This window comes from Pseudomonas sp. Marseille-Q1929 (assembly GCF_017316265.1).
Lineage (GTDB): Bacteria > Pseudomonadota > Gammaproteobacteria > Pseudomonadales > Pseudomonadaceae > Aquipseudomonas.
This window is the reverse complement of the sequence record NZ_JAFLWU010000029.1, coordinates 1-24,012: the sequence shown is the minus strand read 5'-3', so window position 1 is coordinate 24,012 and position 24,012 is coordinate 1. Positions and strand designations below refer to the sequence as shown.

Here is a 24,012-nt window from a genome sequence, read left to right as displayed (position 1 = left end):
TTGGCAGCAGCCAATGCCGTGCCAAAGTGAAAGCGTAATCAACAGGTTAGCCGGTGTTGCGCGGTTTGTTCTGAAGTTCTGTCTTAAAGACTAAGCGTAAAAATGTTGAACGAATATGAAAGGCGGATGAAAAACTCGTTTATTTGACAGGTAGACAGCCAGGGTTCAGCTACATGATCCGGCGCTTGAGTAGGGCATTCGGTTAAACCCTGCGCAATGCCACTTATTGAAGAATCTTCTCTGCAAGACCCCGCAAGTGCCGGTAAAGTAAGCGCTCTCTTGCCAGGGTAATCGGATGAATAGCGTGCAGCTTTTGCGGCCAGTGTTGATGGGGTGGTTGATGACCGTGGCGTGTGTCACCACGGTGCGGGCCGATGATGGAATAGCGCTGGCCAGCATCGACCAGGTGCCGGACGGCGTTGAAGTGCGCGGCAAGCAGATCGCCGCTTACACCTGGGACGACCACCAGGGCAAAAACCTGCTGGTGCTCGCCGAACAGGTCAGCGAGCGCGATGACGATGGCACCCAGTCTGCGTTTGTCTACGCGGCCCAATACCTGATCGATGGCAACCGTCCCAAGCGCGTGTGGATGCTCTACGACGACGTGCAGCATTGCGAGTTTGACGCCTCACTGCGCTTTGACCGGGCCGCGACCAAGGTCACCGACCTGTCCGGCGATGGCATCACCCAAACTACCGTGGGTTACTCGCGCACCTGTACCAGTGACGTCAGCCCCAATGAGTTCAAGCTCATCATGCACGTGGGCAAGTCACAGAAATACCGCCTGCGCGGCGTCGACCGCTACGGCGCCAGCTGGTGGGACGAAGACGCAGGCGCACTGCGAGGCATGCCGCTGCCCAAGGATTGCAGTGTCGCCGCGCAGCAGGCGCTGGTCAGCCAGTACAAAGAGCAGGGCACCGAATTGCCGTTGCCGGGTTGCTACAGCGAAGAGAAAGACTTTGCCAAGGCGCCGGAGGCGTACCTGACCTTTATGCGCCAGCACTGGTTCGCGCTGATGCAGAAGCAGGACACCGAATGGAGCCAGACCCAGACTCAGCCGCAAGACCCGGTAGAGGACGATGACACGGCACCCTGATTTTGTGCCGCCGCCATTCCTGCGTTAGACTCGGCCTTCGCCAATTCACTAAATATCTCGATTAAACAAAGGCTTGTTCGAGGTATTTAATCCAAAGGCTGATCTATTTTGACCGAGTCCATCCGCAACCCGCTGACCCTCTACCTCACTCGCCTGGCGCCCTCCAGCCAGTTGACCATGCGCTACGTGCTGCAGGACGCCGCCGACCGCCTGGGCTTCGAGGACATCAACCTCGAAGAGATCGACTGGCACCTGCTCCAGCCTGAACACGTGATCGCCTTGGTCGCCGCCCTGCGCGAGGACGGCTATGCGCCGAACACCTCATCGCTGTATGTGAACGCCGTGCGCGGGGTGATGAATGAAGCCTGGCGCCTCAGCCTGATCAGCCAGGAACACCTGTTGCGCATGCGCACGGTCAAGGCCGCGCCGGGCACGCGCCTGAGCCAGGGCCGCAACCTGCGCCGCACCTTGATCCGCGAAATGATGGACGTCTGCGCCGCCGACCCACGCCCCCAGGGCCTGCGCGATGCGGCGGTGATCGGCATCCTGTACGGCTCGGGCATGCGCAAGTCGGAGTCGGTCAACCTCGACCTGGCGCAGATCAGCTTCGAAGAACGCAGCTTGCGGGTGATCGGCAAAGGCAACAAGGAGCTGATCAAATACGCGCCGGCCTGGGCCTTTGCCAAGTTGCAGGCCTGGCTGGATTTTCGCCGCGAGCACCTCAAGGAAGGCGAGCAGGACGACACCTTCCTGTTCAACCGCATCCGGCGTGGCAGCCACATCACCCGCGAGCGCATCACCAAGCATGCGATCTACTACATCGCCCGCCAGCGCGGTGAGCAGGTGGGGGTGAAGATCATGCCTCATGACTTTCGCCGTTCGTTTATCACGCGGGTGATTGAAGAGCATGACCTGTCGATTGCGCAAAAACTGGCGCACCACACCAATATCCAGACCACCGCCAGCTACGACGTACGCGAGGACAACGAGCGGCGGCGGGCGGTGGATCGGTTTGATTTGTAAGTACTGCAATGCTGATGAACGAATGAAGAACTAAATGTGGGCGCTGGCTTTTGTGGGAGCTGGCTTGCCTGCGATAGCATCGCCTCGGTCTCACTGACATACCGAGGTGTCTGCATCGCAGGCAAGCCAGCTCCCACAGGGATTTGTGCATGATCAGGAGGAGGGCGGCGCACTCGCCAGATGCGCCGGCAAACGGCGCAACGTCCACAGTGTGGTGAGCATCGCCGCCACCGCACAAAGCGCGATGCCAATCAACATCGGCGCCGGCGTATGGTCGGCGAACACGCCCACTACCGTCATCGACACCGCCGCCACGATCATCTGGATCGCCCCCAGCAACGCCGACGCCGAACCCGCCACCGCGCCATGGTCCTCCAGGGACAACACCCCGGCCGCCGGCAGCAGCAAGCCGAGGAACCCGAAGCCAATAAACAGTAGCGTCATCATCACCGCCAGGCTGTCGATCCACAGCGTGGTGATCGCCAATGCCGCCAGGAACACCGTCACCGCAATCACCGACCCGCGAATCAACGGCGCCAAACCAAAGCGCGCGCTGAGGCGTGCAGTCAATTGGCTCATGGCAAAAAACGACGCCGCGTTCAGGGCAAAACACAGGCTGAACTGCGTAGGCGTCAGGCCGAAATATTCGATGTACACAAACGGCGCGCTGCCGATAAACACAAAGAACGTCGCCAGCCCAAAGCCGCTGACCACCGCCAGGCCGGTAAACACCGGATCACGCAGCAGCGCGCCGTAGCTGCCAAACGCGTTACCCAGGTTTTTGCCCAGGCGCCGCTCGGCAGGATGGGTTTCGGGCAGTTGCACGACGGTCATCACCAGGCAAGCCACGGCCACCACGGCGAGTACCGCAAACACCTCGCGCCAGCTCCAGATCGAAATCACCAGGCTGCCGGCCAATGGCGCCAGGATCGGCGACACACTCATCACCAGCATCAGCAACGCCATCAGGCGCGCGGCTTCGTGGCCGGTGTACAGGTCGCGCACAATCGCCCGGGGAATCACCATCCCGGCACACGCGCCAAACGCTTGCACGGCGCGAAAGCCGATCAGCACCTCAATGGTCGGCGCCAACGCGCAGCCCACGCTGCCTATCGCAAAGATCACCAGCCCGGCATAAATGGGCGGCTTGCGCCCGAACACATCGCTGATCGGCCCGTAGAACAGCTGGCACACGCCGATGATCATGAAGAACACCGTCAGGCTCATCTGCACCGCTGCCGGCGAGGCGTGCAGGCTGGCGCCGAGGGTGGGGAGGGCGGGCAGGTAGATGTCGATGGCGAAGGGGCCGACAGCCGTGATCAAGCCCAGCAGCAGGGCGAGGTGGGCGATACTTCGAGACATGGGCAGTTCCGCGTGGAGCAAGGGGCGGTCAGCTTAAGGGATTCGTGCACATCCGCAAACTTGGGCTTCAATAACAAGCAGTTGATGCCGATAACACTACAGGCGCAGCCTAACTGGCAGCCAGGCATGGGGATACCAGCATGACGATCAAACTTCGCTTGATGCTATTGATTGCCACCGGGTTGGCCACGGCGCTGATCATGAGCCTGGCCAGTTACGTGGGAAACGCGCAGATGGGCAACGCCGTGCAAGACAACGAAGTGAGCATGACGGTCCTGCGCAACCACATGGAAGCCGACATGATGCACGACGCCCTGCGCGCCGATGTGTTGTCGGCCATGTTGGTGGGGCTGGGTAAAAGCACCAGTACCAAAGCCGAGGTCAACAGCGCCTTGCAGGAACACGCCGAGCACTTTCGCCAGGTCTTGGCGGACAACCTCAAGCTGCCGCTCGACGATACGCTCAAGGCGAACCTGGAAAAAATCAAACCCAGCCTCGAGACCTATATCAGCACTGGCGAGCGCATTGTTGCCCTGGCCCTGAATGATCCCGAGGCCGCCCGCGAACAATTGACGACCTTTAACAGCGCCTTCAGCCAGCTTGAAGATCAAATGGCGAGCCTCAGCGAACTGATCGAAAGCAACACCCAGCAGACCAGCGCGGGCACACGGCAGACCATTGCGAACGCCAACTTCACCTTGGGCGCGGTATTGATCGCCAGCCTGTTGCTGCTCTTGGCTCAGGGCCGCTGGGTAATCCAGAGCATCATGGGCCCGTTGCAGACGGCCAGCCGCATTGCCGCCAGCATCGCCCGTGGCAATTTGAGCGAACCCATCGTCGAGCCCGCGCGCAAGGACGAAGCCAGCGCGCTGATCCGCAGCCTCGCCACCATGCAACGCGACTTGCGCGGCATGATCGAAGTGGTGCGCAGCAACGCCCATGGCGTCAATGGCATGAGCGAACAACTGAGCCACGGCTGCCATGAAGTGGCCGGAAGCAGCCAGCAGCAAAGCGCAGCGGCGAGCACCATGGCCGCCGCGGCCAGCGAAATGACCGCCAGCATCGAGGAAATCACCCGGCATGCCGGCCGCGCGCTGGCGATGGCCAACCAGGCTGAAGCCCTGGCCAAAGACGGCGGCCGAGTGATTCACCAAGTCGTCAACGACATGGATGGCATTGCCCGTTCGGCGCAGCAGTCGGCCCAGGTTATCCGCACGCTGGACAAGGAGTCGGAGGCGATCTTCAGCATCATCCAGGTGATCAAAGGCATCGCCGACCAAACCAACCTGCTGGCCCTGAACGCCGCAATCGAAGCAGCCCGCGCGGGCGAACAAGGGCGCGGCTTTGCCGTAGTCGCCGACGAAGTGCGCAGCCTGGCCGGCCGCACCAGCGCATCGACCCAGGAAATCGCCAGCATGGTCGGGCGCATCCAGCAAAACACCCGGGAAGCGGTGACCAGCATGGAGGAGGGCGTCGCTCAGGTGGACAAAGGCATGGCTGTGACGGCAGAAGTCGAACGGGCGATCCGCGAGATTCTGCAAGCCACGTTGAATACCACGGAATTAGTGAACGACATCTCCCGCACGATTGGCGAGCAGAGCCTGGCCAGCAATGAAATTGCACATCAGGTGGAGATGATTGCGGGCATGTCGGAGAGTAACAGCCGGGTAATTGCAGCGACGGCATCGACGACGGACGAGTTGTCGTCGTTGGCGGGGGAGCTTTCGCAGTCGGTGGATCGGTTTCGGTTGTAGGTTGGCGCCCATCAAACGCCACGATGTGTTCGGTGTAGTACTTCATTGGAATCGCTACGTCGGACTGGTCCAAGTACTTCTGCTTTATAAAGCGCACTCGAATAGAGGGTGTATTTCGCACCCTCGTGCAAATGTTGCGGACAGCGAGATTAGTTGGGCCGGGCGTCCAGCTGTAAACACACCCTAGGCGAACTGCACCAGCTTTAGAGGCGGCGCCATGGGATCTGTACGGTCTCGCTGAAGGCTAAATCCCCCGGTGTTTTTCCCTTCGCGACCGCATCCCACTCATAAACAGGCTTGCCGTTTATCTGCAGCACGTAGTTTGGAAAACCGTCATGCGTGCCGTCGACGCAGAACTCGATACCGCCCGGGACCTTGCGCAGTCCGACCGTAATGGTGGCATCAATGTCCGGCGTTATAGGTGGCATCAACGGATTGCCGCCATTCACGTAAAACTTTACCGCGTGTGTAGCGCCTGCCAGTTGTACAAACTGCACATCGAGGTTTTCCGCATTGCGTTGCAGCGTCGCCGACTTAATCGGCTTGACACCGGGGGGCAGTGATCGAAACCAGTCAGGCTTGCCGGCGACGGGCGGTGCATCAGCATTCTCGTACTCGTGGGTGGCGCTCCATACGAGCGCTGGTGGCGTCAGCGATCCGGCACCGACTTTGTCCAGGTCCACTGTCGGGTTAGGGCTGCACTTCATGCCGCCGCTGAACGTGTACTTAGCGTAATAGACGGCCTCACTAGGAATGCCGATGGTAAGTTTCAACGCGATGGGGGTGGCCATGTATTTCTCCTGGTCAGTGAGTTACCCGTTTTCAGCGGCCGGGCAGCCGCGAACGTGTGGTACTGATTTATTCCGAAATTTTATCCACCACTGGTATCGGCGGTGACACCGATACGATCCGGGCCTGTGCCTCGGTCCTGATGGCCATTGCGCTGGGTTGGAGGGCTTGAGCCATGTCTTCGCCAGAGTCCTGGGAGAAGAGCCAGCGCAGGTCCATGACCCCAGCGTAGTCACCCGCCTCGTTGGTAGTTGCTGTGCTGTGCAGCACCGACAAATCGCACCAGCAGTCCGGCTGGTTAGGCGCATCGATTGTGACCATGAGGCCCCGATGGCTAATGAGTTGTTTGGCAAGTGCCTGCTGTTCATTGGTGGGTGGTTTACGTTCCCGCTTGCCGTTTGCGCCCACCAGATCGATGTAGAGCTGGTTCTGGGACCACCCTATTTCGATCAACCGAACGCCTTGGTTAAGCGAGGGGAACTGATTGAAGTCCAAAGCGATTTTCAACGTTTCAGAGACGTTTTCAACGGTCCCAATGTTGATGGTGAACGCCCTGAACTGCTGAATATGCCTGTCGGTGCCGGCGAGTCGCAGGAAGAGCTTCACTTTTTGTGCGTCGGAATGGGTTCCCCCGGTCGCAACCAGGTCCAGCACACCTTGCTGGTACTCAGACGGTATCGTTTTATCACGACGCGTACAGAGAACTACCGCTGGAGACTCGATCTCGACGAGGCGCACATTCAGACGGTCGAGGTTTTTGGGCGCGCCAGTGAGCTGGGCAACCTCGCTGGCAAACAGGCCGTGCTGCTCAAACTGCTCCACAGGTCGACCGTCGTCGCTGCGCAGGCGGGTCAAAATAAAGCCCAGGTGGCGATGGCGGTGGATGGGCTCGACCGTGGCGTAGGTTGAAGATGTCAGGTGCAGCAAGGCTGGGTCGCGGGGGAAGTGGAATCTCAGCGCAGTCCCGCTCACGTTCGCCACAACATCCGAGGCCATGGCGCGCGCAGAGACGCCGCCGTGCAGGGTCAAATTGGCAAAATCCCGGTGGGTCCGAGTCCAGGCGATAAAGGTGGCAGCGCTCGCCGCCGTGGCCTGTGGCTCAGCTTGTATCGGAAGCAATAGCTGAGTCGCCGCGCTGCTTGACTCGGGCACCGACCATTCAACGCTCGCCACCCGCAGCCAGCCACCAGAATGCCCTTCATTGATGTCGTCTTTACGTGCCACAAAGATCGACAGCCCGAAGTGCCCAGCGGCCAAAGGCTGATGCAATAGCGCAATTTTGGTGGTGCGGCGCAGTGCGCACAGCTCGACAAACTGCTTGATGTGACCGTCTTGACCATCGAGTGCAGCCTTGCTCATTTCAAGCACAATCTGGTGCTCGCCCTGTATTTTCAGATTCAAGATGACGTGCGCGTGAGCCTGTACGAGTTGCACGTTTTGTCCCGCGACTTCTGTCTCAGGCAGCTCGTACGTGATCCACCAGCAACGGGAAGCATCGCACTGATTCGTTTGATCGATGACGGCAACAGCATCGGTGTTGGCATCGGCCGGTGTGTACAACCACGCCGGTTCCAAATGGCGCTGCAAGGTAACCCCGAGGAAATGCTCCTCCAAGGCCCGTACAGGCTCGTTATCCAACGCGACCGGCGTTAACGAAAACATTGAATTGGCGAAGGCCGGTGCCCCCGCATGGCGCGCATCGAACGTCAGGCCGATTGGCCCCTCGGCCATCAGCGCCAGGTTGGCGGCTTCTACTGCGGGCATGGCGCTGTAGGTGAGGGTAGGGTCGGGGCCGATTTCCTTGCGGGCGGTCAATATTTCAACCGATGGGCTACCGGTCTCAACGCCATAACCAAACCCGGTTTTCAGCTCGGCAGTGGTGCGTTCGGCCAGGCCACCAACGGCCAGTGGTGGCTCCTGCAACACCGCCAGCACCGAAGGGGTGCCGCCGCCGATGGCGGTGGTCAGCGGAATCAGTGCGCGCAACTGAGGGCGGGTAAGTTGCACCCGCGACAGATCGGCGAGCATCACCGCGCGCATCGTCCAGGTTTTGGCGAGGTAATAGGCATCGGGGGAATTCTCTTCATACCCCGGGAACGCCTCGATCTCGCGCCGATCCCCTTTAATCAGCGCGCCGGCGTAACGGGATCTCAAGGTAAAGCGGTGGCGCCAGTAGGTGGCCGACGGCGAATCCCAAGTTTGGGTATGCAACACGGTTTTGGCCGGCAACGGTTCGAGTTTTTTCGGCGCACTGTCGGCGCTGTCAGTGTTGCCACGATCGAAGAACAGTTCGTTTTCGAACTTGTACACAGCTTCGTCGGAGTTGACGCGCAGCGCTGCCGAGAGCGCGCGTTTCCCGGGAAAGGCATGCTGCCTGGGTTCGAGGCTGCGGTACAACGGGCGTCCGGAGTAGAGCCATTGCTGGGTATGAACGCTGGCGTGGCTGTAAAGGCGCCACTGGGCGGGTGGTTCCTGGGCGCCGGCGACGATGTCGTAACGCCGAGCGCTGCCGGCGTCTTCGAGGCTGATCACGTCCTTGATCAGGTTGATCGCATCGCTTTGGCTGGCAATCTTGTCAATCATGGTCTCGATGCACAGCGCAGCGAGAGGGAAGGCGTACTGGTTGCCAGACTTGGCCGACGCATATTGCAGGAGACCGGCGTGGATGGGGGCGAGATCTATGGCATCAGGCGCAGAGAAGTGTTCTTGGGGGACCAGCGCCTCAATCGAGAGGTGTGCAACCGTACCGGCGGGGACGGTGCATTTAACGTCTTTAGATTCCGGAGCCATTGACCAGGTCGAGTCACTGGCAAGTGTCAGCGTGAAACTGCAAGCTTTGTCGATGCCGTCCATTAACGCTTTGATGGCGTTGTTCATCTGGGCCGGCCAAAGATCGACGAAGTTTTCGCCTGTCGTTTTTAACTCACCCCACATGACCTCTCCTACCAATGGAGTGGCGGTGACTTTGCCAACCAACCTGTCTGTTTCGCACAACGTGTAGCGGATACCTCTTACCGCTGGATCAGGAAGCCTGTCGAAAAACTGGGCAAGCGCCGGCGATAAATGACGTATTTTATAGAGCTGCTCCAGTGCATTGACGAACTTCAGAGACTCGTCGCCAAAGGCAGCATCTCGCAATGTGCTATTGGCCATCCAACGCTGGAAGTCGAGGTAACCGACACGCGGAGTGCTGACTTTAAACGTCACCTCTTCAGCTTTAATTTCTGGCCGCCAGTCGCCACTGGGAGGCGTCAGTAGCAGTAGGCGCGATGACGGCCGTGATCCCTTGGGACCTTCTGGTGTTGCAAAGGTCAGGGCACAATCGCCGTTCACGGCCTCCAGCACTAGCCGTATCCAGCATCTGGTTACTTTTTGCTCAAGAAATTTAAAGTCTTTTCCCGGCCCATTGTCTTGACGAACACTTGCGCCGTCCTGCGTAAGCGTTAACGTGAACGCACCTGCGCCCGCCACTTGCTCGGTAAGCTCGAGTTCCGGATCGGTTGAATCGATGTCTGGAGTACCGAGAACGCCGTGTACCACTTGCAAAAACAGGCGACCGTTGCCGCTGAACTGCGTAGCCGCAAAGCGCAGCTCTAAAGGTTGATCCTGCCCGGCACTCGGCAACAAGAGGGTGCCCGCCCCGTCGCTTTCCCGAAACAGATCCAGCGTTGCCTGGCCTTTTTTGCTGGCAACCAGGCTGCTTCGCGGATAGTCGCTACTCAACGCAACGACGTCAGAAATAGCACGGTTAATGCGCTGTCGGTCCTTGGGTGCAGCCAAGAACGACTGGGTGTTGCCGGGTTTCTCGAGTTTGCCTTCAACCAGCTCGACTTCACCGATGGCAGTACGACGCTGATACACAGTTTTTGCTATGTATGCCTCACCCGGTGCCGTGATCGGGCCAGGTAACCAGGGCGCCGATGTGGCCTGTAGTGTTAGGGGCAGGGTGCCGGCATTGGTGGTTGCAAAGGCGAAACTTTCAAAACGGCAGCCATAGGCCAAGCGCGGCAGCTCAAGGGGCTCTTTACTGCTCAGCCCTGCCTGGTAAAAAGACTCGCGTGATGGCTGCTCTTTCGTAACCCCGGGATCTGAAGGCACATCCAGCAAATGGGCATAGCTGCTATCCGCAAATGGCACCCCGTGGTACTCGATGAAGGCGTGGCCGCGCCCGTCGTTCACTACGGGTAGAAAGGGCTGGATGCTTAGGGTTTCGTGGCCAGGATCTTGCCCAGGCCAGGTCAGCGCCGCGAGGTTGGCATGGGCGAATCGCCTGCTGTTACCGGGCGAATCGTTACGACTGATAGCGATGGCGATGCCATTAAAGTCGTTCAGAAACGTTTGAAGCTGATCACCCGACACATCGCTGGCGATTTGCATTGGCAGGGGTTGAGGTATCAGGTCCGGGACAAAACGTTGGCGCTCACCGGACAGGTCGCCAACTGTGCGAATGGCTGCGTTGTAAGCCTTGGAAAGATGTTCTTCCAGGACTGTCAGGGGCAGCGGATCAATGAACGGTGCAGACTTCACTTTCACCAGACAGTCAGAGATTTTGTGAAACAACCGTGCCTCTGTTGCGTTGCTTGAAACCTCTAATCGACCCCGAAAATACTCGGCGTTGCTGATAAGTTCTGCCACTTCAGCGGCCTTCACTTTGTTGGAGTCTTCGCCGTGCCAAATAGGATTGGCATACACCGCAGTAAGAAACTCCAGACCGCACAGGTGGCGTACCGCATCGGCACCATTTACAAAGACGCCGGTCAACAACGCGCAGTACTGTGCCCATCCTTCGCCAACAGCCTTTTTAAGTGCGTCAGACGCGTTTAAGTCTAGTTCTTTGGCGATCACTGAGCCGACAGAGGACTCTTTGCCGGCAGGGTCAACGCTGCTCTCGAACAGCCGGATGATCGCCGACTCCGCACCGGTTTCTGTGTAGAGCGTGGCTTGCAGGGTAGCAAGCGCCTTTTCCAGCAATGTCAGCTCAGGGGTCTCGCCAATCGCCAGCCGTAGTTCTTTGTATCGCTCGTTGTTCAACGCGAGCGCTGGGTACTCTGGCCTCTTTACGTCCAACAGCGCCAGCAACAACGCTCGCGATACTTTGGACTCGCTATCCACGGGTCCGGTTAGCTCGTGTGCAACAGAAAGGGCACGGATCAGTCGGGATGGGGGGTGTTCATCGGATGCCGTGAAGATCGGCGAGTGCCGCAATGCGTTGCGAACCGCTTCGGCAACCCCTCTGCGTTCTGGTACCGTCAGACGCGCAGTGACAGCAGCCGGTGGGTTGGCAGGAGCATTGGCGTGATTGATCGCATCGATGATCGTCGTAATCAGCGGCGCAAGTAGAGCGCCCTCACTTTCAGCACTGGACAGGGGGCGGAGCAGGGCGATCACGAAGGCGTCCAGTTGCGTCAGAAGCCCGGTAATGGCCGCCCACGTGAAAATGGCCGGCAGGTTCCCGTTCTCGTCGCGCTTGTATAGATTCTTATAGTCGTCTTCGCCTGGATTATTCGCACCGCTGGGTGGCAATAGTGCAGGAGTTACAGCGAGCAGGCTGGCGGCGCGTTGTTCAAAACCATTCAGTAAACGGTGCAGCCCTGCGGCCTCTTGGTTGACCTTTAAATAGCCGGACTTGATAAAAGGATAAGCATCGGTTTCAGCTTCCGTCTTAGAGAAAATAACGGTGTGACAAAACAGTGAGGGGATTTTGCTGCCAAGGGAGTGCTTGAATTCAAGTGTGTTTTGCTCATCATCAACGTGGTGTTCGTCGTCGCCAAGCAACACGGAATCAGGAGCCTCTCCCACAATCGGGACGATGACTCGCCGTGGATTAACTGCGTTGCTGTCCGCCGCTGTCTCCGCTTCGAGATCCCGCCAGATCACATAGGTCAATCCATGGGAATGACCGACCGGGGCATTCCACGCTTGCGCAGCACGTAACAGTGATCCTGCACCTACCTCATCCACCTCAACTTCCGCACTGTCACCTGTCGCTACCCAAAAGCGGTCACTCGTCGCACGCTTTTCAAGCCAATTGAACAGCGCGTTATTCACGGGTAACGCAGCCGCGGGGAGTTGGGTCTTGATGGGAACAGGGGCCGCCAGCTCAGCAGCGTCAACCCGGTAGGAAACGAAGCTGATCGGCCCCTGAACAAACTGAAGGAAACTTTCGTACGGTTTTTTTGCCTCCGCGACGTCTGTCGGCACATCGCCTGAGCATTCGAAACTCAGATTCACCGCATCAGCCCCAGACTCCGCGTAATATCCGAGCGGCTCAGGGTCCACAAGGCAATACAGAAGTTTTTTCAATGTCATGGCTACACCATCATTCCCTGAAGTTTTTTGGCATCCGTTATCGCCTTCTCGGCGGCCTCTTTTATCTTGGAATCGGACTCCACATCCACATCCAGATCCGCACTGACCTGGGTTTGCGCACGGCCTTCACGCAACCGATAGCGCACATTGGCGCGCGCACGAATCGAGAAAAACCTCGAGATCTTGATGGTCACCGACAAACTGCCGTCGGCGTCGACCTGGCCGTTGTCGCGATAGGCCAGGCGCAACGTGACGTAGATGCTCACCGTGGCAATGCCCATGACATCGACGTTGCCGGCAATCACCAGCAAGGCGCTGACCGACAGCCCGCCGCCTGATTGGCCGATCATTTTGCGGTAGGTGAGCACCGCCGAGAGGGTGATAAACACCTGCCCGGAAAACGGTCCGCAGGAGAACCCCAGGAGCGCCGACGCACCCGCAGCCGCGTCAACCGTCACCGACAACTGAGCGTCGAATGGCCGGTACTCGGTTTCGATCTGAACGAAGCCGGTCCCCCCCAAAATAAACAGCGAAAAGATAAAGGGCCGCTCCGGCCGCGACAGGCTGAAGCGATCCGCCAAGATGAAGTCGGGGTGGGCGATCAGCCGGAAGCGGTTTTCGATGGAGAGGTTGGAGATGCCGCTGGTGCCGGCATTGGCAGAAATGACCGGCATGGCGTATTCATGCTCGACGCCGATGGGGATGCCGTTGTTCTTGATCACGGTCATCGGCCCGACTGCATCGGGGAACAGGCCGAGGAGGGCATCCTGAACAAACTGGAAGGCCGGGTTGAGCCGGATGTTGTTCGGGTCGAAGTCGACTTTCAGGCCGTGTTCGCGGCTGAAGTTCAAGGCGAACTTTTCGAAGCGCACCATCGACTGTCCGCTGACCAGCATATCCAGGGTTGCGCCCAGGCGGCCGTAGCCACTCTGGCTGACCTCATCGCTGTCTTTCGAGGCGTCTATGCGCACCTGCCCGACGATGCGCATATCAACGAAATCACACTGGAACGGGCCGATGGCAAACAAGGTATGCCGGCCCGGCATCGGTGCGTCGATGTCCACCTGCACCCAGGCCCTTGCCTGCTGGCGATCAAAGTCGTGGGTGAGACGGATCGCGTCACGCAGGCTGTCACTAAGCTTTTCGCCCTTGAACAGCTTGCCCAGATTGGCGCCGCCGATATTGCCAAAGAGCTTGCCCAGGTCCATGCCTTGCAGGCTGGCAGGAAGCAGACGGTTACTGATCTTGTCGTAGGGAAAACTGAGCCCCAACGCTTTGAGTTCATCGCCCATGCGGTTGAGCAGGGCAGTGGCTTCAGTGGTGTCGATAACGTCAGACAGCTCATCGAAATTGGCGCGGATGCGTTCGATATCGGATTTCAGACCGGCCAGTTCGGGGGCGGAGGTAACGGCGGAGTAAAGCTTGAGGACGTTGCTGGGTGTAGCCATCAGGTTGCCGCCAAGCAGGCTGCCGGCGGTGGCGAGCAGGCGGTCGCCGTAGCGTTGGGCGTCTTCGGCGGTGCGCGATAGATCGTTTTGCAACTCGCGTACGCCGCGGTCAAAGGCTTTGACGGCTTTTACTATGTCCTCGATAGTCGCACCTGCGCTGCCATAGGCTTTTTCAAAATCGCTTTTTGCTTCAGCAAGCAAGCCCTTGAAGTAATCCGTTTGCTGCCCCGCCAGTTTCAGCAGCCGGTCTTCAACCTGCTTGAGCCCTCCGCTGAATTGTCCGCAGAGCGCTGAGATATCGCCCAGATAGCCCGCCGCGTTAATGTCCAACCGGTCCAGGCGCTGCCCTACGTCGTCAGCCAGTTGAGCAATCGCGCGTTTTATTTCTGCACGCGGCACCGCAGTTAATGTCTCGGGAAGCAGGGCCAACGACTCCGTCAGCGCGGGTATCACAACCCCTTCCATCACCACCGTATGAAGGAGCGCTTCAGGGTTCAGTAAGTTCTGCAGTGCGCCGAAACTTTCTGATAGGTCGCCTGCCGCTTGGTTTAGCGTAGTGTCGAAACCGTGTAATTCGTTCAATACACCCCGCGACAAGGCGCGCATTGACTCGGTTGAAGACTGAACAAAGCGGTCAAGCGTTTGCACTTCCAGCAAACGCCCCATCGACCCTTCAAGGTCCTCGACTGGCGTTGAAACTATTGACCAGCAGGACGCCAATGTCTGTTTCAACGCCCCATATTGACTGTCCAGCAGTTTTTGCGACTGCGTGTTTAGCTGACTATTGGCCGACCGTAACGATTCGAGAATCGTCCTGCAGTCGGTGCCGAGGCTCAGCACCCTGGCGAGCACGTTTTCGAACCCTTTCTCCTGGACACTAGCCTGCAAATCCTTAGCAGCGTTAGTCTGATCAGTGACAGAGACTCCTGCCGCTATGACCATTGCGGTGAAGCCGTCGAGGCACTTGATCAGGTCGTTTTTTAACGCCTGCTCAGTGTTTTGGTCAGCCCCAGGCTGCTTGCCCAGTTGGCTTTTCTCGACGGCCTCTTTGGCGGCTCCGATTTGCTTTTCAAGTCTGTCGAACAGCTCTGACCGGGCTAGATTCAGTGACGCGGAAAAACTGCCGAGCTCTTTACCAACGAATTCATTCAGACTAGTCAACGATGTAAAAACGGTAGCTTCAGGCATGGCGAACAGTGCAAGCCTGCGTCCCATTTCACTGGCAACCACTTGGCAGAAGTCGCCGAGTTCGATGCTCAGTCGTTGGCGCGCCTCATCAATAGCCCCTGCAATATCGCCGCGTACGTTGCTGACGGCTGCTTGGCAGTCAGCTTGAAACGCGCGCCGGCGCTCGACAGACCAGGGTTTATTGCGGTCATAAGACGCTTGCAGCTGGTCTAATCGAGTCAGCGCTCGGGAGAACGTTGTTTCGACATCAGCGCTCAGGGCCAATAGAATCCCACGGGCTTTTTCGGTTCCTGCACGGATATCGCCGACGTCTTTGCTGGCTTCTTTGAACAAGGGGTTTAGCGACGCCTCGATTCCCGAGGCCAGATTAGTGATAACTTCGTTCTTCGTCGTTGCTGTCAGGCCATCGACGAGCTTGTCCAATTTAGTCCGCCGATCATGCAGCATCGTACGCACGAGCATCGACTTGCTGCGTACCTGTGCAATGGCTTTCGCTTGCAGTTTCTGGCAATTGGGGATATCTGCGGGGAGTTCGACTCCGCTTAGAAGACCACGCAGGTTGGTGTCGCCAACAGCCGCTGCGAGCTGTTGCGCTTGGCCTGAGAGCGCTACTCCCAACTTGCTCGCTAATTCCTGCCCCGCCCAAAAAGAAGTTAGCTCGGCGCAGCCAAGCTTGGCCTGCTCCAGGTCCGTACTGCCCTGTACCTTTTTGATCAGCTCAGCCAATGTCCCGACTTCTTCACCAGGCAGGACCGCTGGAACTTCGTCGCCTCCCCAAAAGCCGATATTCCCCGGAGGGGCGGTTTTTAGCGCCGCCTTCGCGATTGCCGCCAAGGGTTCGAAGCGCTGTTGCGCCTGCTGCGCCAACCCCGCCCGCATAAAACTAACCGACTCCACCCCCACATAAATCGGCGTCTGCGCACGCCCGGCATTGATTGCCGTCTTGCTCGCTGCCGGCGCCAAACGCCAGGTAAAGCGCCGGGCGCCTGGCAGTATCCGGCTGACAGCCGGGCGACGCGCGTCCGTGTCGTGTGCGGTTTTTGGCTCAACCGCCTTGCTGATAGTCTGTGCCGACGGCAAATTGGCGTAGTCGATACCGACCCGGGACTGCCACACATCGGTGTCGTTGACCCGGGCATTGAATTCGGCGAAGAAGTACAACAGATCCGGGTCCTGGCATTCCTGCGCTACCAGCGCGTTCTCGCCATCGCCTTCGGCAACGGTGACGAAGGCAATATCCGGCATGCTGTAAACCTGCGGCCGTTCCTTGGCCGCACCGCGGTTCCATAGCGGGATCTGCCAGCCGAAATCGCCGACGTCACTGCCCCAGGCGCTGTCCACGTTGATGATGCGCGAGTTGAAACGCACCCGATCCAGAAAACCGCTACTGCGTGCCTGCGCCTGGGGGAAGTCCGGATACAGGCGCTCGGGTTGCAGCAGCTCGATGTACTCGCTGACCTTGCGCAGAACCGGTCGCCGCGAACGGGTTTGGGGGTTCTCGTCATGTGCCGGGGCGAACTGCGCGGAGGGGTTTACCGTGCGCTCGAACACCACCACATGTTTGGCCCGGTGCCAGAATGCGCCGATGCGGCCCATCACTTCGATCTTGTGGCGCTCCACGTAGCCGTTGCGGGTTTCGCTGATGACCTTGACGTTGCCATTGAGGAACTCGGCCTTTTGCGCGGCATCGCCGCCAAAAGGCGCCAGCGCCACCTGCTCCAGGGTGCCGCCTCGGGACTCGGGGAAGGCCCGCAGGGTGTTGAGCAGGTTGAGCGATTCGATGGGCCACAGTGCGCCGCCACGCAGGCCGCTTTCATGAAAACGCAACGCTCCGGGTTCCAGCCCCGGCAGCGCGGCTGGCGTGTCCAGGTCTACCAACGGGGGGCTATGCAAGGCGGTATTTCGCAAGGCAAACCGGGTGCCTTCGGCGAAGCGAGCCGGGGCGAAATCGACCGGCGAAGACGGGTCGCGCGCCCACAATTCCAAGCGCTCAGGACGACTGGCAATTACCGCCGACAGCTTGTTCCAGCGCTTGGCGATGTCCTGGTCAGACCGGGGTTTGCTCGCTGAGCCGACAATATCGCCGGTGAGCGCGCTGATTTCCGCTACCCGGGTAAATCGGGAGACCGAGCGCTCACTGTTGACGTCCACCCCTACCGAAAGCCCATACAGAAACTCGCTGCGCAAACCGGCCACTGCAGCGCCCAACCCGTACTCGCCACGCTGGCGAAACAGCTCGTAGCTGGCCTGTTCAGGAATGAAATAGCCGCGTGTGACATCGCTGGGCTGGATCCACAGATCAGTGGAAGGTGTGAGGCGAAATTGCACGGCGTGGCGCAGCAGTACGTCACCACGTGGCTCAACATTTTCTGGATAGGGCGTGGGGGGAGCGCCGTTTGCGGGCAGCACATCTCGGTCATGCAACTCCATACGCCGAGGCTTGTCGGCACTCTCGCCGAATGCCTGCGGTGGCAGCATGAAATGGTAGAGCGGGGTGGTGTTGCGGTACTGCCAGAGGCGGTCATCGCTGGAGTAGATCGCCACTTCAGCTGACGCCGCGCTGCCGCGTGCGCCCAGCAGGGTTTGGCGGAAACGCAGGATGGAGTAGGGCTGTTCGGATAGCAGGAGGTAATCGCGTGCGCCCTGGGCCTGGCTCTTATCCAGCAAGGCAACGGTGAGCAAACGGTCTTCGTCGGTGCCGAAGGTTTCTGTGGCTTTCAGGAAATAGTTGATCGTGGCCGCAGAGTTAGTGGGTTCGTTTGGCTCCAGGCTGATCAATAGCGGGGCAGGGCGGCCGCTACGGTCGGTTCGGGCTACGTCGGTGGCGATCGGGGTTACTCGGGAGACGGGGAGAGTCAAGGACAGTGACGCGTTGAGTTGGCCATTGGCGTTGTAGCGCCGAGCATGCCGACCGCCCAACGCTCGCCCTGCAGTGCGCAAAAATCCTAGGTCGTCCTTGTCCTTCTTCGCTACGTAAGCCGGCACATCCAACAGAAGCGAACCGATTCGCCCCTCAGTGTCGTTGTCAACACTCTCCACCTTCAGGGCAAACGATGCAAAGTAAGGGCTTCCAGCATCCTTCGAATCTGCTTCCTGCTGCGCCCACTGCTCATCACCGCTAAGGGTGAGGGTCAACGCTGTATTGCTGAAACCGTTAAGCGTGGCTGTAAGCGGGAGGGAATTTTTTGTTGATTCATCAACCTCAGGTGATTCATCCGCACTCATCAAGTTGGGCTTGGCTAACGTCAGTTTCAGGCGCGCAGGCAGGGCGCTTTGCCAACTGATGAACGGGTAATGCTGGCGATCCTGGTGGTATTGCGCGCAGCTTGCCAAGAGCCGCTGAGAGCAAAGAACGAAGGCCACTTTACTGTCTTTGGAGACGCTGAAGTCCGGCAAAAACGAGAGCGGTTGCAACCCTTCTATAAGCGGTAGGTTTTTTTGTGTGCTGGCTGCCTGCTTGAACGTGTCCACAAGCAGGCGTCGTGCGAAAGGTAGTTTGGGATCAGGTGCTGAAGCAAAATCTTTTTTGTTGACCGGACTCGTCCAGATCAGACGGAACGACAGCTTCGGCAACCAACTTTCCGGGGTCCAGAGATCCTTGCTGGTGATTTGCCACTCGAGGGCAATATGAATATGAACAGGACCGCTGAGCTTAACGACGCCCTCGACATCGTCTATCGTGCCAAGCGTGAGGGTGGAAGCTTTCGCCCGATAGCCCAAGGTAAAGCGTTCATTGTCATCAAGGGCGGAGTTGGCTAGATGTAGATACCCATAAGGCGCACTGGATTCACCTTCGAACGATGGCGACAGGCCTGCGGATGCTAACAGCGAACCAGCAAGTTTGTTGCCTGCGTTCCAGTAGAAGCGAGGATCCTTAGGAACTTTAGGATCTTCAGGCTCTTCAGGAAAGTAGAGGCAGCTGGTTTTACTCTTCCTTTCGGAAGCGAGATCAAACTCGCCCAGTCGTTGTGCGGCTGCTGTGCCGATTGGGTACTCAACAATCTTCCCATTTTTGAACCCGCGTCCGTAAAACGCATAAAGTCGGCCGATCTGACTGGCAAGGCCGACTTTCGAGGAGTAAACCGCACTGATCGGGAACGCCGCCCAACTATTCGCATTTGAATGGTTCACCGCCAATGGCAGGGCGAGTTCAAACTTTAACGTGGAGGGCAGGCCATCAGAACGATTGATAGTCAGCGTAGAGAACACAGTGTTTTTGCCAGTTCCATATTCAGGAACCAGTGGCCAGCGCAGTTCGGGATTATTTTTTGGGCTGGTCTGCGAATACTGCTCAAAAAGGTAGGCTCCTCGAAAACAAAGCACTACCTCTTTCTGTGGGTCTTCAGCCCGTTCAACCCAGATTGGTTTATTGGCGTTCGACGTTGACGCAAACCAGTCATCTGGAGAGTCGAGCGTGAAAACGGAGGGGGAGTCATCAGATATCTCGCTTAGCGATTCACCCGAAACCTCCCTTGGCACCCACACCAGGTAGGCTCCGTATTGCCCACTCTTGAGCTTTGTATAGTAGATCTCGACGCACCCACGCTTGCGCGTCGGCGACGCCGCAACCGTCGGCGAAGGCGGCCAGTGAAAGTCTCCATATAACTTGAACATCAAGTTTGTGCTCATATCACCCCCGCCTGATCCGTGGCCTTGCCTACACTTCGCCATGAGCCAAAACTGTAGTTGCTGGTTTCCATCCAGCAAGCCAAACGGGACATATTTTTTTATGTGAAAATTATCCAACTGTTCAGTCGCTTGCGAACCGTGATGCAAGAGAAGATAGTTTTCGGCATTAATTTGACGACCTTTGATTTCTGTTACTACGCTGGGTGAGGACCGCGCAGCATTCGAAACGATTCTGTAAAAACAAAGAACACTGCCATTCGCTCATCCCGGGTGAAGACAAGGAGGGTCAGTCAGATGTCGAAATCGATAGGGCGATTGATGGGTGTGTTGTGGATGTTGAGCCTTATCAGTATCGAGGGTTATGCGGCGAATTTGACGCTGGAAACCCAGTGTGTGCTGGTCAGCGATGGAGATTTGTTCGGCAGCAACCCGCAGAAGGCATATCCCAATCTTCCCGCCTGCTCGCGGCTAAGTACCCATGCCGACGGCGTAGAAAAGCCCGCCGACCTGATCGGTACGGGTGACTTGATCATCGCGGTAAATAAAGCAGAGTTCGAAAATGTCGTCACCAGCAACGCCGGCGTTCCCGGCCAGTTCATATTGTTTCTTAACGGTGTCGCATTACCCAACGACGCATCTATTGTCGCTCGAGAACAGGTCGACTCAAACTTTGTACTGAGATACCGAATCCGCCAAGGCGCTGAAACTCAGCAATTGTGGTCAGTGCTCTATGCGGATGGCGCACTGTTGGAGCCGCATAGGCTCAACGTGGCCTTGGGCTGGCGCGCCAACGACAACGGTGCCATGCCGATGCTGCCTGTGCGCTCAACAATCAGTGCTACCGTCAGCATCACTACCGTTTCCCGAATGGGCATCGCACTGGTTCTAGTGCTCCTTGCCATAGGCGCCATCGTCTACATCGGCATTGCCACAGACACACTGCGCGACGCGCCGGACTCTGCGATTCCGACTTGGTGGAGCAATGCGCATAGGCTGAAAAAAGCACTCGCAGACATCTCCAACGAGGAGGCACGTAAAGAGCTCCTGTCAAAGGTAGATCCGAACTACCACTCCACGCCGCAATCGGCGTACGACGATCTGGCCGAATTTGCGCTGGCAGGACGGCCCCCTTCAGAGGCGGAGATCGTGCCGACCACCGTCGGCCTGGCACTGCAAAAATACAGATGGCAGCCCCTGCGTGCGTCCTACAGCCTGAGTCGTACGCAAATGGCGCTGTGGTTCACCTTTGCCGTGGCCACCGGGCTGTTCCTTTGGTTGCTTTACGGCGATTTACGCCGCATAGACGGCTCGTTATTGGCCCTGCTGGGCATCAGCGTTACCACCGCTGGAGTTTCCTGGATCACCGACCGCAACGCCAATAACGGCCGGGACTACGTACCCTCCCGTGGATTTTGGTACGACTTGCTGACCGGCTTCGACGAACAAAGACAACTGCATCGCTATCAAGCAGTCGTAGTGAATATCTTGCTGTTGGTGGTGGGTATTTTCCATGTTCAGCAACAACTCAGTTACCCGGTATTTGACTCAACCTGGCTGATATTCCTTGGCATCAGCGGCACGGCATATGGCATAGGCAAACAATTGCTTGAGAATAGAAGCGGGAAATGACGCGCTTTATTGTGAAGCCAAGGGGACGGGGACACCAAACGTTGCAAGCCGATAAAACCCGTTGCACTGCTTGATGCTTGGGCGGAGCAATGGCGAAATCGCAATATGGATTGCCGGGGCAGGGCAGAACGGCTCTACTTGGAGATGGCACACAGCCAATGACCTATTGCATTCTTCAGGAGTCATGAACATGTGTTCCCCACGAGAGAACAGTTACTTAGAGGCTTGCAAGATATAACTAAACTAAATGACTATTTAGCATAGTTATTCCTCATGATTATATAATAAGGGTAGGGTAGCCCACCTGGTGAGCTATGTTCCGATGGCATGCATCTTTAAGGATCTCTGTTAAATGAATCACTTTCCAGGCTGGATGCTCGAAAGCGTCCATAGTTATCTCAAGGCTGCCGAGCTTCTAGACGCCCAAAACCTCCCACATGTCTCCATGGTTAATGCGGCGATCGGTATGGAAATCCTGCTCAAGAGCTTTATTTCCGTGCCTGACCAACATCAAAATAAATCCGGCGAGACCTACAAACTCGACTCTGTAGCGTTGGCCGCGGCTCACCAACATCTGAAAAGCGTCGGCAAAACCATCCGTAAAACGCCTGATAAGCACGATCTGTTGACGTTGTTCCATGTGATGCCCGAAGCGATTCGTTGCAGCTTGGCCCTGAACAGCCAGGAAGATTCCTTCGAGAGATACCGCGACGTGTTCACCAACAGCCGGTATCAGTACGAGTCGAGCAGCTGGAAGTTTTCCGACCCGGTGCTGATGAGGTTGCTGCGGTGGACGCTGGCCAACGTGGTTAGCTATTACAAGCAGCAAGGTTCTCAGGATCCGTTCGTTCTGGATTACATCACTGAGGTGCAGGCACGAGCTGCAGGAGATTGATCAAGGCCTTGGCCAGGCTTCCAATCTGACCACACAGAGCCCTCAGCTACGCATAGGACGGTACGCATAATGTATATTATGTTAAATGTCATATTACAACGGTATCCCCCATGCATGCCCCGGCCGTCTGCTCTTAACTAAAGCTAAGGTGTCGCGCCTACAACACAGACGCGGCACATTTGCTTGCGATCCTGACTACCCATCGCTTTGCGAAAAGCCGTTAAATCAATTCATAACTTCATCAAGTTGGTGATTTGCTCCTTGTCATAGACGCTGATCATTTCCCTGTGAAGCTCTTCCGGCAGCACTCGTGCAGTAGGCAGATGATCAATGAGATAGCACCGTATTGTCTGCGAAATGTGAGCGGTTAATGCTTCAATGATTCGAGCTTCTCTAGCCTGCCTGCTCAAGCCGCTTCCATAGTCAAAAACCGCCCCTCTCCAGTGGCTATCAATCAGATGAAAGCTCATCACATTCCTCTTGGCCTTGGTGCTTGTCTTATAGTGGTAGTCATCAGTTACGCGATGAAAATAGGCTGAGTCAATGCGGAGATGCTCATACCCAGCATCCGTCCAAAATTCGGGAAGGACGAACACAAGACGCTGTAGGAGGCCTTCCGAAATTCCGCCTGGTGCTTTGACCTCAAGCAGCAAATTCGCCACGTGTTCAGGGAATGCGCTGTCGATCGCTTTCCATTTGAACTGGCAACAGATCTCCAAGCCTGTCATGTCAACTTGTTCAGCCTGGGCAAGCTTCTCTGCAACCAATAATCTCAAGCCGTCACTCACTGACATCTCGGCACTCTCCACCATTGCAGCATAGCTGGCGTACTCGGCCGGATCGAAACGGATACTAATCGCCTTCTTCACTTTGCTTTCAGTCACGCTTACACCCCAATTCGCATACGAAAAAAAACAGGTGACATTTTTGTCTGAGGCTAGTTTACTGGTTGGGAAAGGGCACGCATAGAGCACATTCGCGAGATGATGAGCCCATACACGGGGCAAGGCTCGTCTGTTTAGATTGGCCGCCCAATTTGTTAGTTGTTTAGCCGGGGCTCAGGCTCCGCAGAGGTGGAAAATGACGATATTCAACTCTCAAATCGCTGCTGATCTAGCAGCGACGGAGATCACGGTACCAAAGGTATCGAAGCCCAATGCTAAAGCGGCGCCTCAAGAGCTGCCGACGCAGTTCAAAGCGAAGCGCGTACAGCACGTCGCGTTTGATAAGGATCAAACGAGTGCCATAAACATCCAGCTCGATCTGATGGAGGAGTGCTACGGTGGTCGCATTACCGTAAACCATCTTGTTAGAACAGCGACGCTGGCGAAGGCCCGGCGCGTGCTGGCCGAAGGGGGGAAGTGATATGGCTCGTAAAACCCCACCCCGAGCGATCGCGGACAAGGTGTACCGCATCAGCTTTGGCGTTAGACAGAGAGCGTTACTGGACGCTGCTGCGAACAAACTGAATGTTACGCCTCGACAGCTTATGATCGATGCAACTATGGAAGCCTGCGAAAGCGCTCGCAAGGTCCCGACGCTCTAGTGCGGAGGGCAGAAGCATGGCCCGCCAGTTGGGCAAGTCAACTGGCGACTATCTGCCCGCGCTCACACGCTCCAAAGCTCTCCTCGACCCAGCAAACGCCGCTCGCATAATCGCTGCCTGCAGTTATAGGGCATCAAAACATTCTGAGGATTTCTGAAACCACCACCACCGTCGCCTCCTCAATCGACCCTTCATTCCTGCACAAAACCCACCCCTGCTCCCCAACCACCCTCTCAAACGCCTCCGTACAAGCCACCTGCTCCTCCAACCGATGAATCACCGTACTCCCCAACCCCCGCCCTCGCCCCGCTGCCCGCGCCCATGAAATCTCCGGGGCCGTCACC

At 57.5% G+C, this 24,012-nt stretch carries 11 protein-coding genes and 1 pseudogene; 6 read left to right on the top strand and 6 right to left on the bottom strand.

All coding sequences use genetic code 11. The features are described from left to right. Nucleotides 1–295 precede the first annotated feature (295 nt). Nucleotides 296–1,096: a hypothetical protein gene (locus J1G37_RS24220; RefSeq protein WP_207045842.1), complete on the top strand. Its 801-nt coding sequence runs from the start codon at nucleotides 296–298 to the stop codon at nucleotides 1,094–1,096. Nucleotides 1,097–1,204: 108 nt separating this feature from the next. Continuing rightward, a complete protein-coding gene (locus tag J1G37_RS24215) occupies nucleotides 1,205–2,119 on the top strand; it encodes a tyrosine-type recombinase/integrase (protein ID WP_207045840.1) in 915 nt (304 codons plus the stop codon). Nucleotides 2,120–2,272: 153 nt separating this feature from the next. Here J1G37_RS24215 and J1G37_RS24210 read toward each other — a convergent pair whose 3' ends face one another. Continuing rightward, nucleotides 2,273–3,481: a multidrug effflux MFS transporter gene (locus tag J1G37_RS24210; protein ID WP_207045838.1), complete on the bottom strand. Its 1,209-nt coding sequence runs from the start codon at nucleotides 3,479–3,481 to the stop codon at nucleotides 2,273–2,275. Nucleotides 3,482–3,621: 140 nt separating this feature from the next. Here J1G37_RS24210 and J1G37_RS24205 point away from each other — a divergent pair, with 140 nt between their 5' ends. Further along, nucleotides 3,622–5,235, top strand: coding sequence for a methyl-accepting chemotaxis protein (locus J1G37_RS24205; RefSeq protein WP_207045836.1), 1,614 nt, complete (start codon nucleotides 3,622–3,624; stop codon nucleotides 5,233–5,235). A 203-nt stretch (nucleotides 5,236–5,438) separates the two neighbouring features. Here J1G37_RS24205 and J1G37_RS24200 read toward each other — a convergent pair whose 3' ends face one another. The 3 genes from J1G37_RS24200 to J1G37_RS24190 form a co-directional block, all read right to left on the bottom strand. Continuing rightward, nucleotides 5,439–6,026: a hypothetical protein gene (locus J1G37_RS24200; RefSeq protein WP_207045834.1), complete on the bottom strand. Its 588-nt coding sequence runs from the start codon at nucleotides 6,024–6,026 to the stop codon at nucleotides 5,439–5,441. Nucleotides 6,027–6,093: 67 nt separating this feature from the next. Next, entirely contained in the window at nucleotides 6,094–12,333 is a 6,240-nt protein-coding gene (locus tag J1G37_RS24195) for a hypothetical protein (RefSeq protein ID WP_207045832.1), read from the bottom strand. A gap of 2 nt (nucleotides 12,334–12,335) precedes the next feature. Beyond that, nucleotides 12,336–19,598 carry a hypothetical protein gene (locus J1G37_RS24190; protein ID WP_207045830.1) on the bottom strand — a complete coding sequence of 2,421 codons (7,263 nt, stop codon included), beginning with the start codon at nucleotides 19,596–19,598 and terminating at the stop codon, nucleotides 12,336–12,338. 294 nt (nucleotides 19,599–19,892) lie between these two features. On the opposite strand from J1G37_RS24190, the gene J1G37_RS24185 reads away from it, so the two are divergent. Together J1G37_RS24185 and J1G37_RS24180 are read left to right on the top strand one after the other, a co-directional pair. Then, nucleotides 19,893–21,227, top strand: a complete 1,335-nt coding sequence (locus tag J1G37_RS24185; RefSeq protein WP_207045828.1) for a hypothetical protein — start codon at nucleotides 19,893–19,895, stop codon at nucleotides 21,225–21,227. 352 nt (nucleotides 21,228–21,579) lie between these two features. Next, a complete protein-coding gene (locus tag J1G37_RS24180) occupies nucleotides 21,580–22,122 on the top strand; it encodes a hypothetical protein (RefSeq protein ID WP_207045826.1) in 543 nt (180 codons plus the stop codon). 230 nt (nucleotides 22,123–22,352) lie between these two features. Here J1G37_RS24180 and J1G37_RS24175 read toward each other — a convergent pair whose 3' ends face one another. Continuing rightward, nucleotides 22,353–23,006: a hypothetical protein gene (locus J1G37_RS24175; RefSeq protein WP_207045824.1), complete on the bottom strand. Its 654-nt coding sequence runs from the start codon at nucleotides 23,004–23,006 to the stop codon at nucleotides 22,353–22,355. 196 nt (nucleotides 23,007–23,202) lie between these two features. On the opposite strand from J1G37_RS24175, the gene J1G37_RS24170 reads away from it, so the two are divergent. Further along, a complete protein-coding gene (locus J1G37_RS24170; RefSeq protein WP_207045822.1) occupies nucleotides 23,203–23,487 on the top strand; it encodes a hypothetical protein in 285 nt (94 codons plus the stop codon). A gap of 314 nt (nucleotides 23,488–23,801) precedes the next feature. On the opposite strand, the pseudogene J1G37_RS29080 reads toward J1G37_RS24170, so the two are convergent. After that, a pseudogene (locus tag J1G37_RS29080) lies at nucleotides 23,802–24,012 on the bottom strand (thymidylate kinase); the annotation flags it as partial.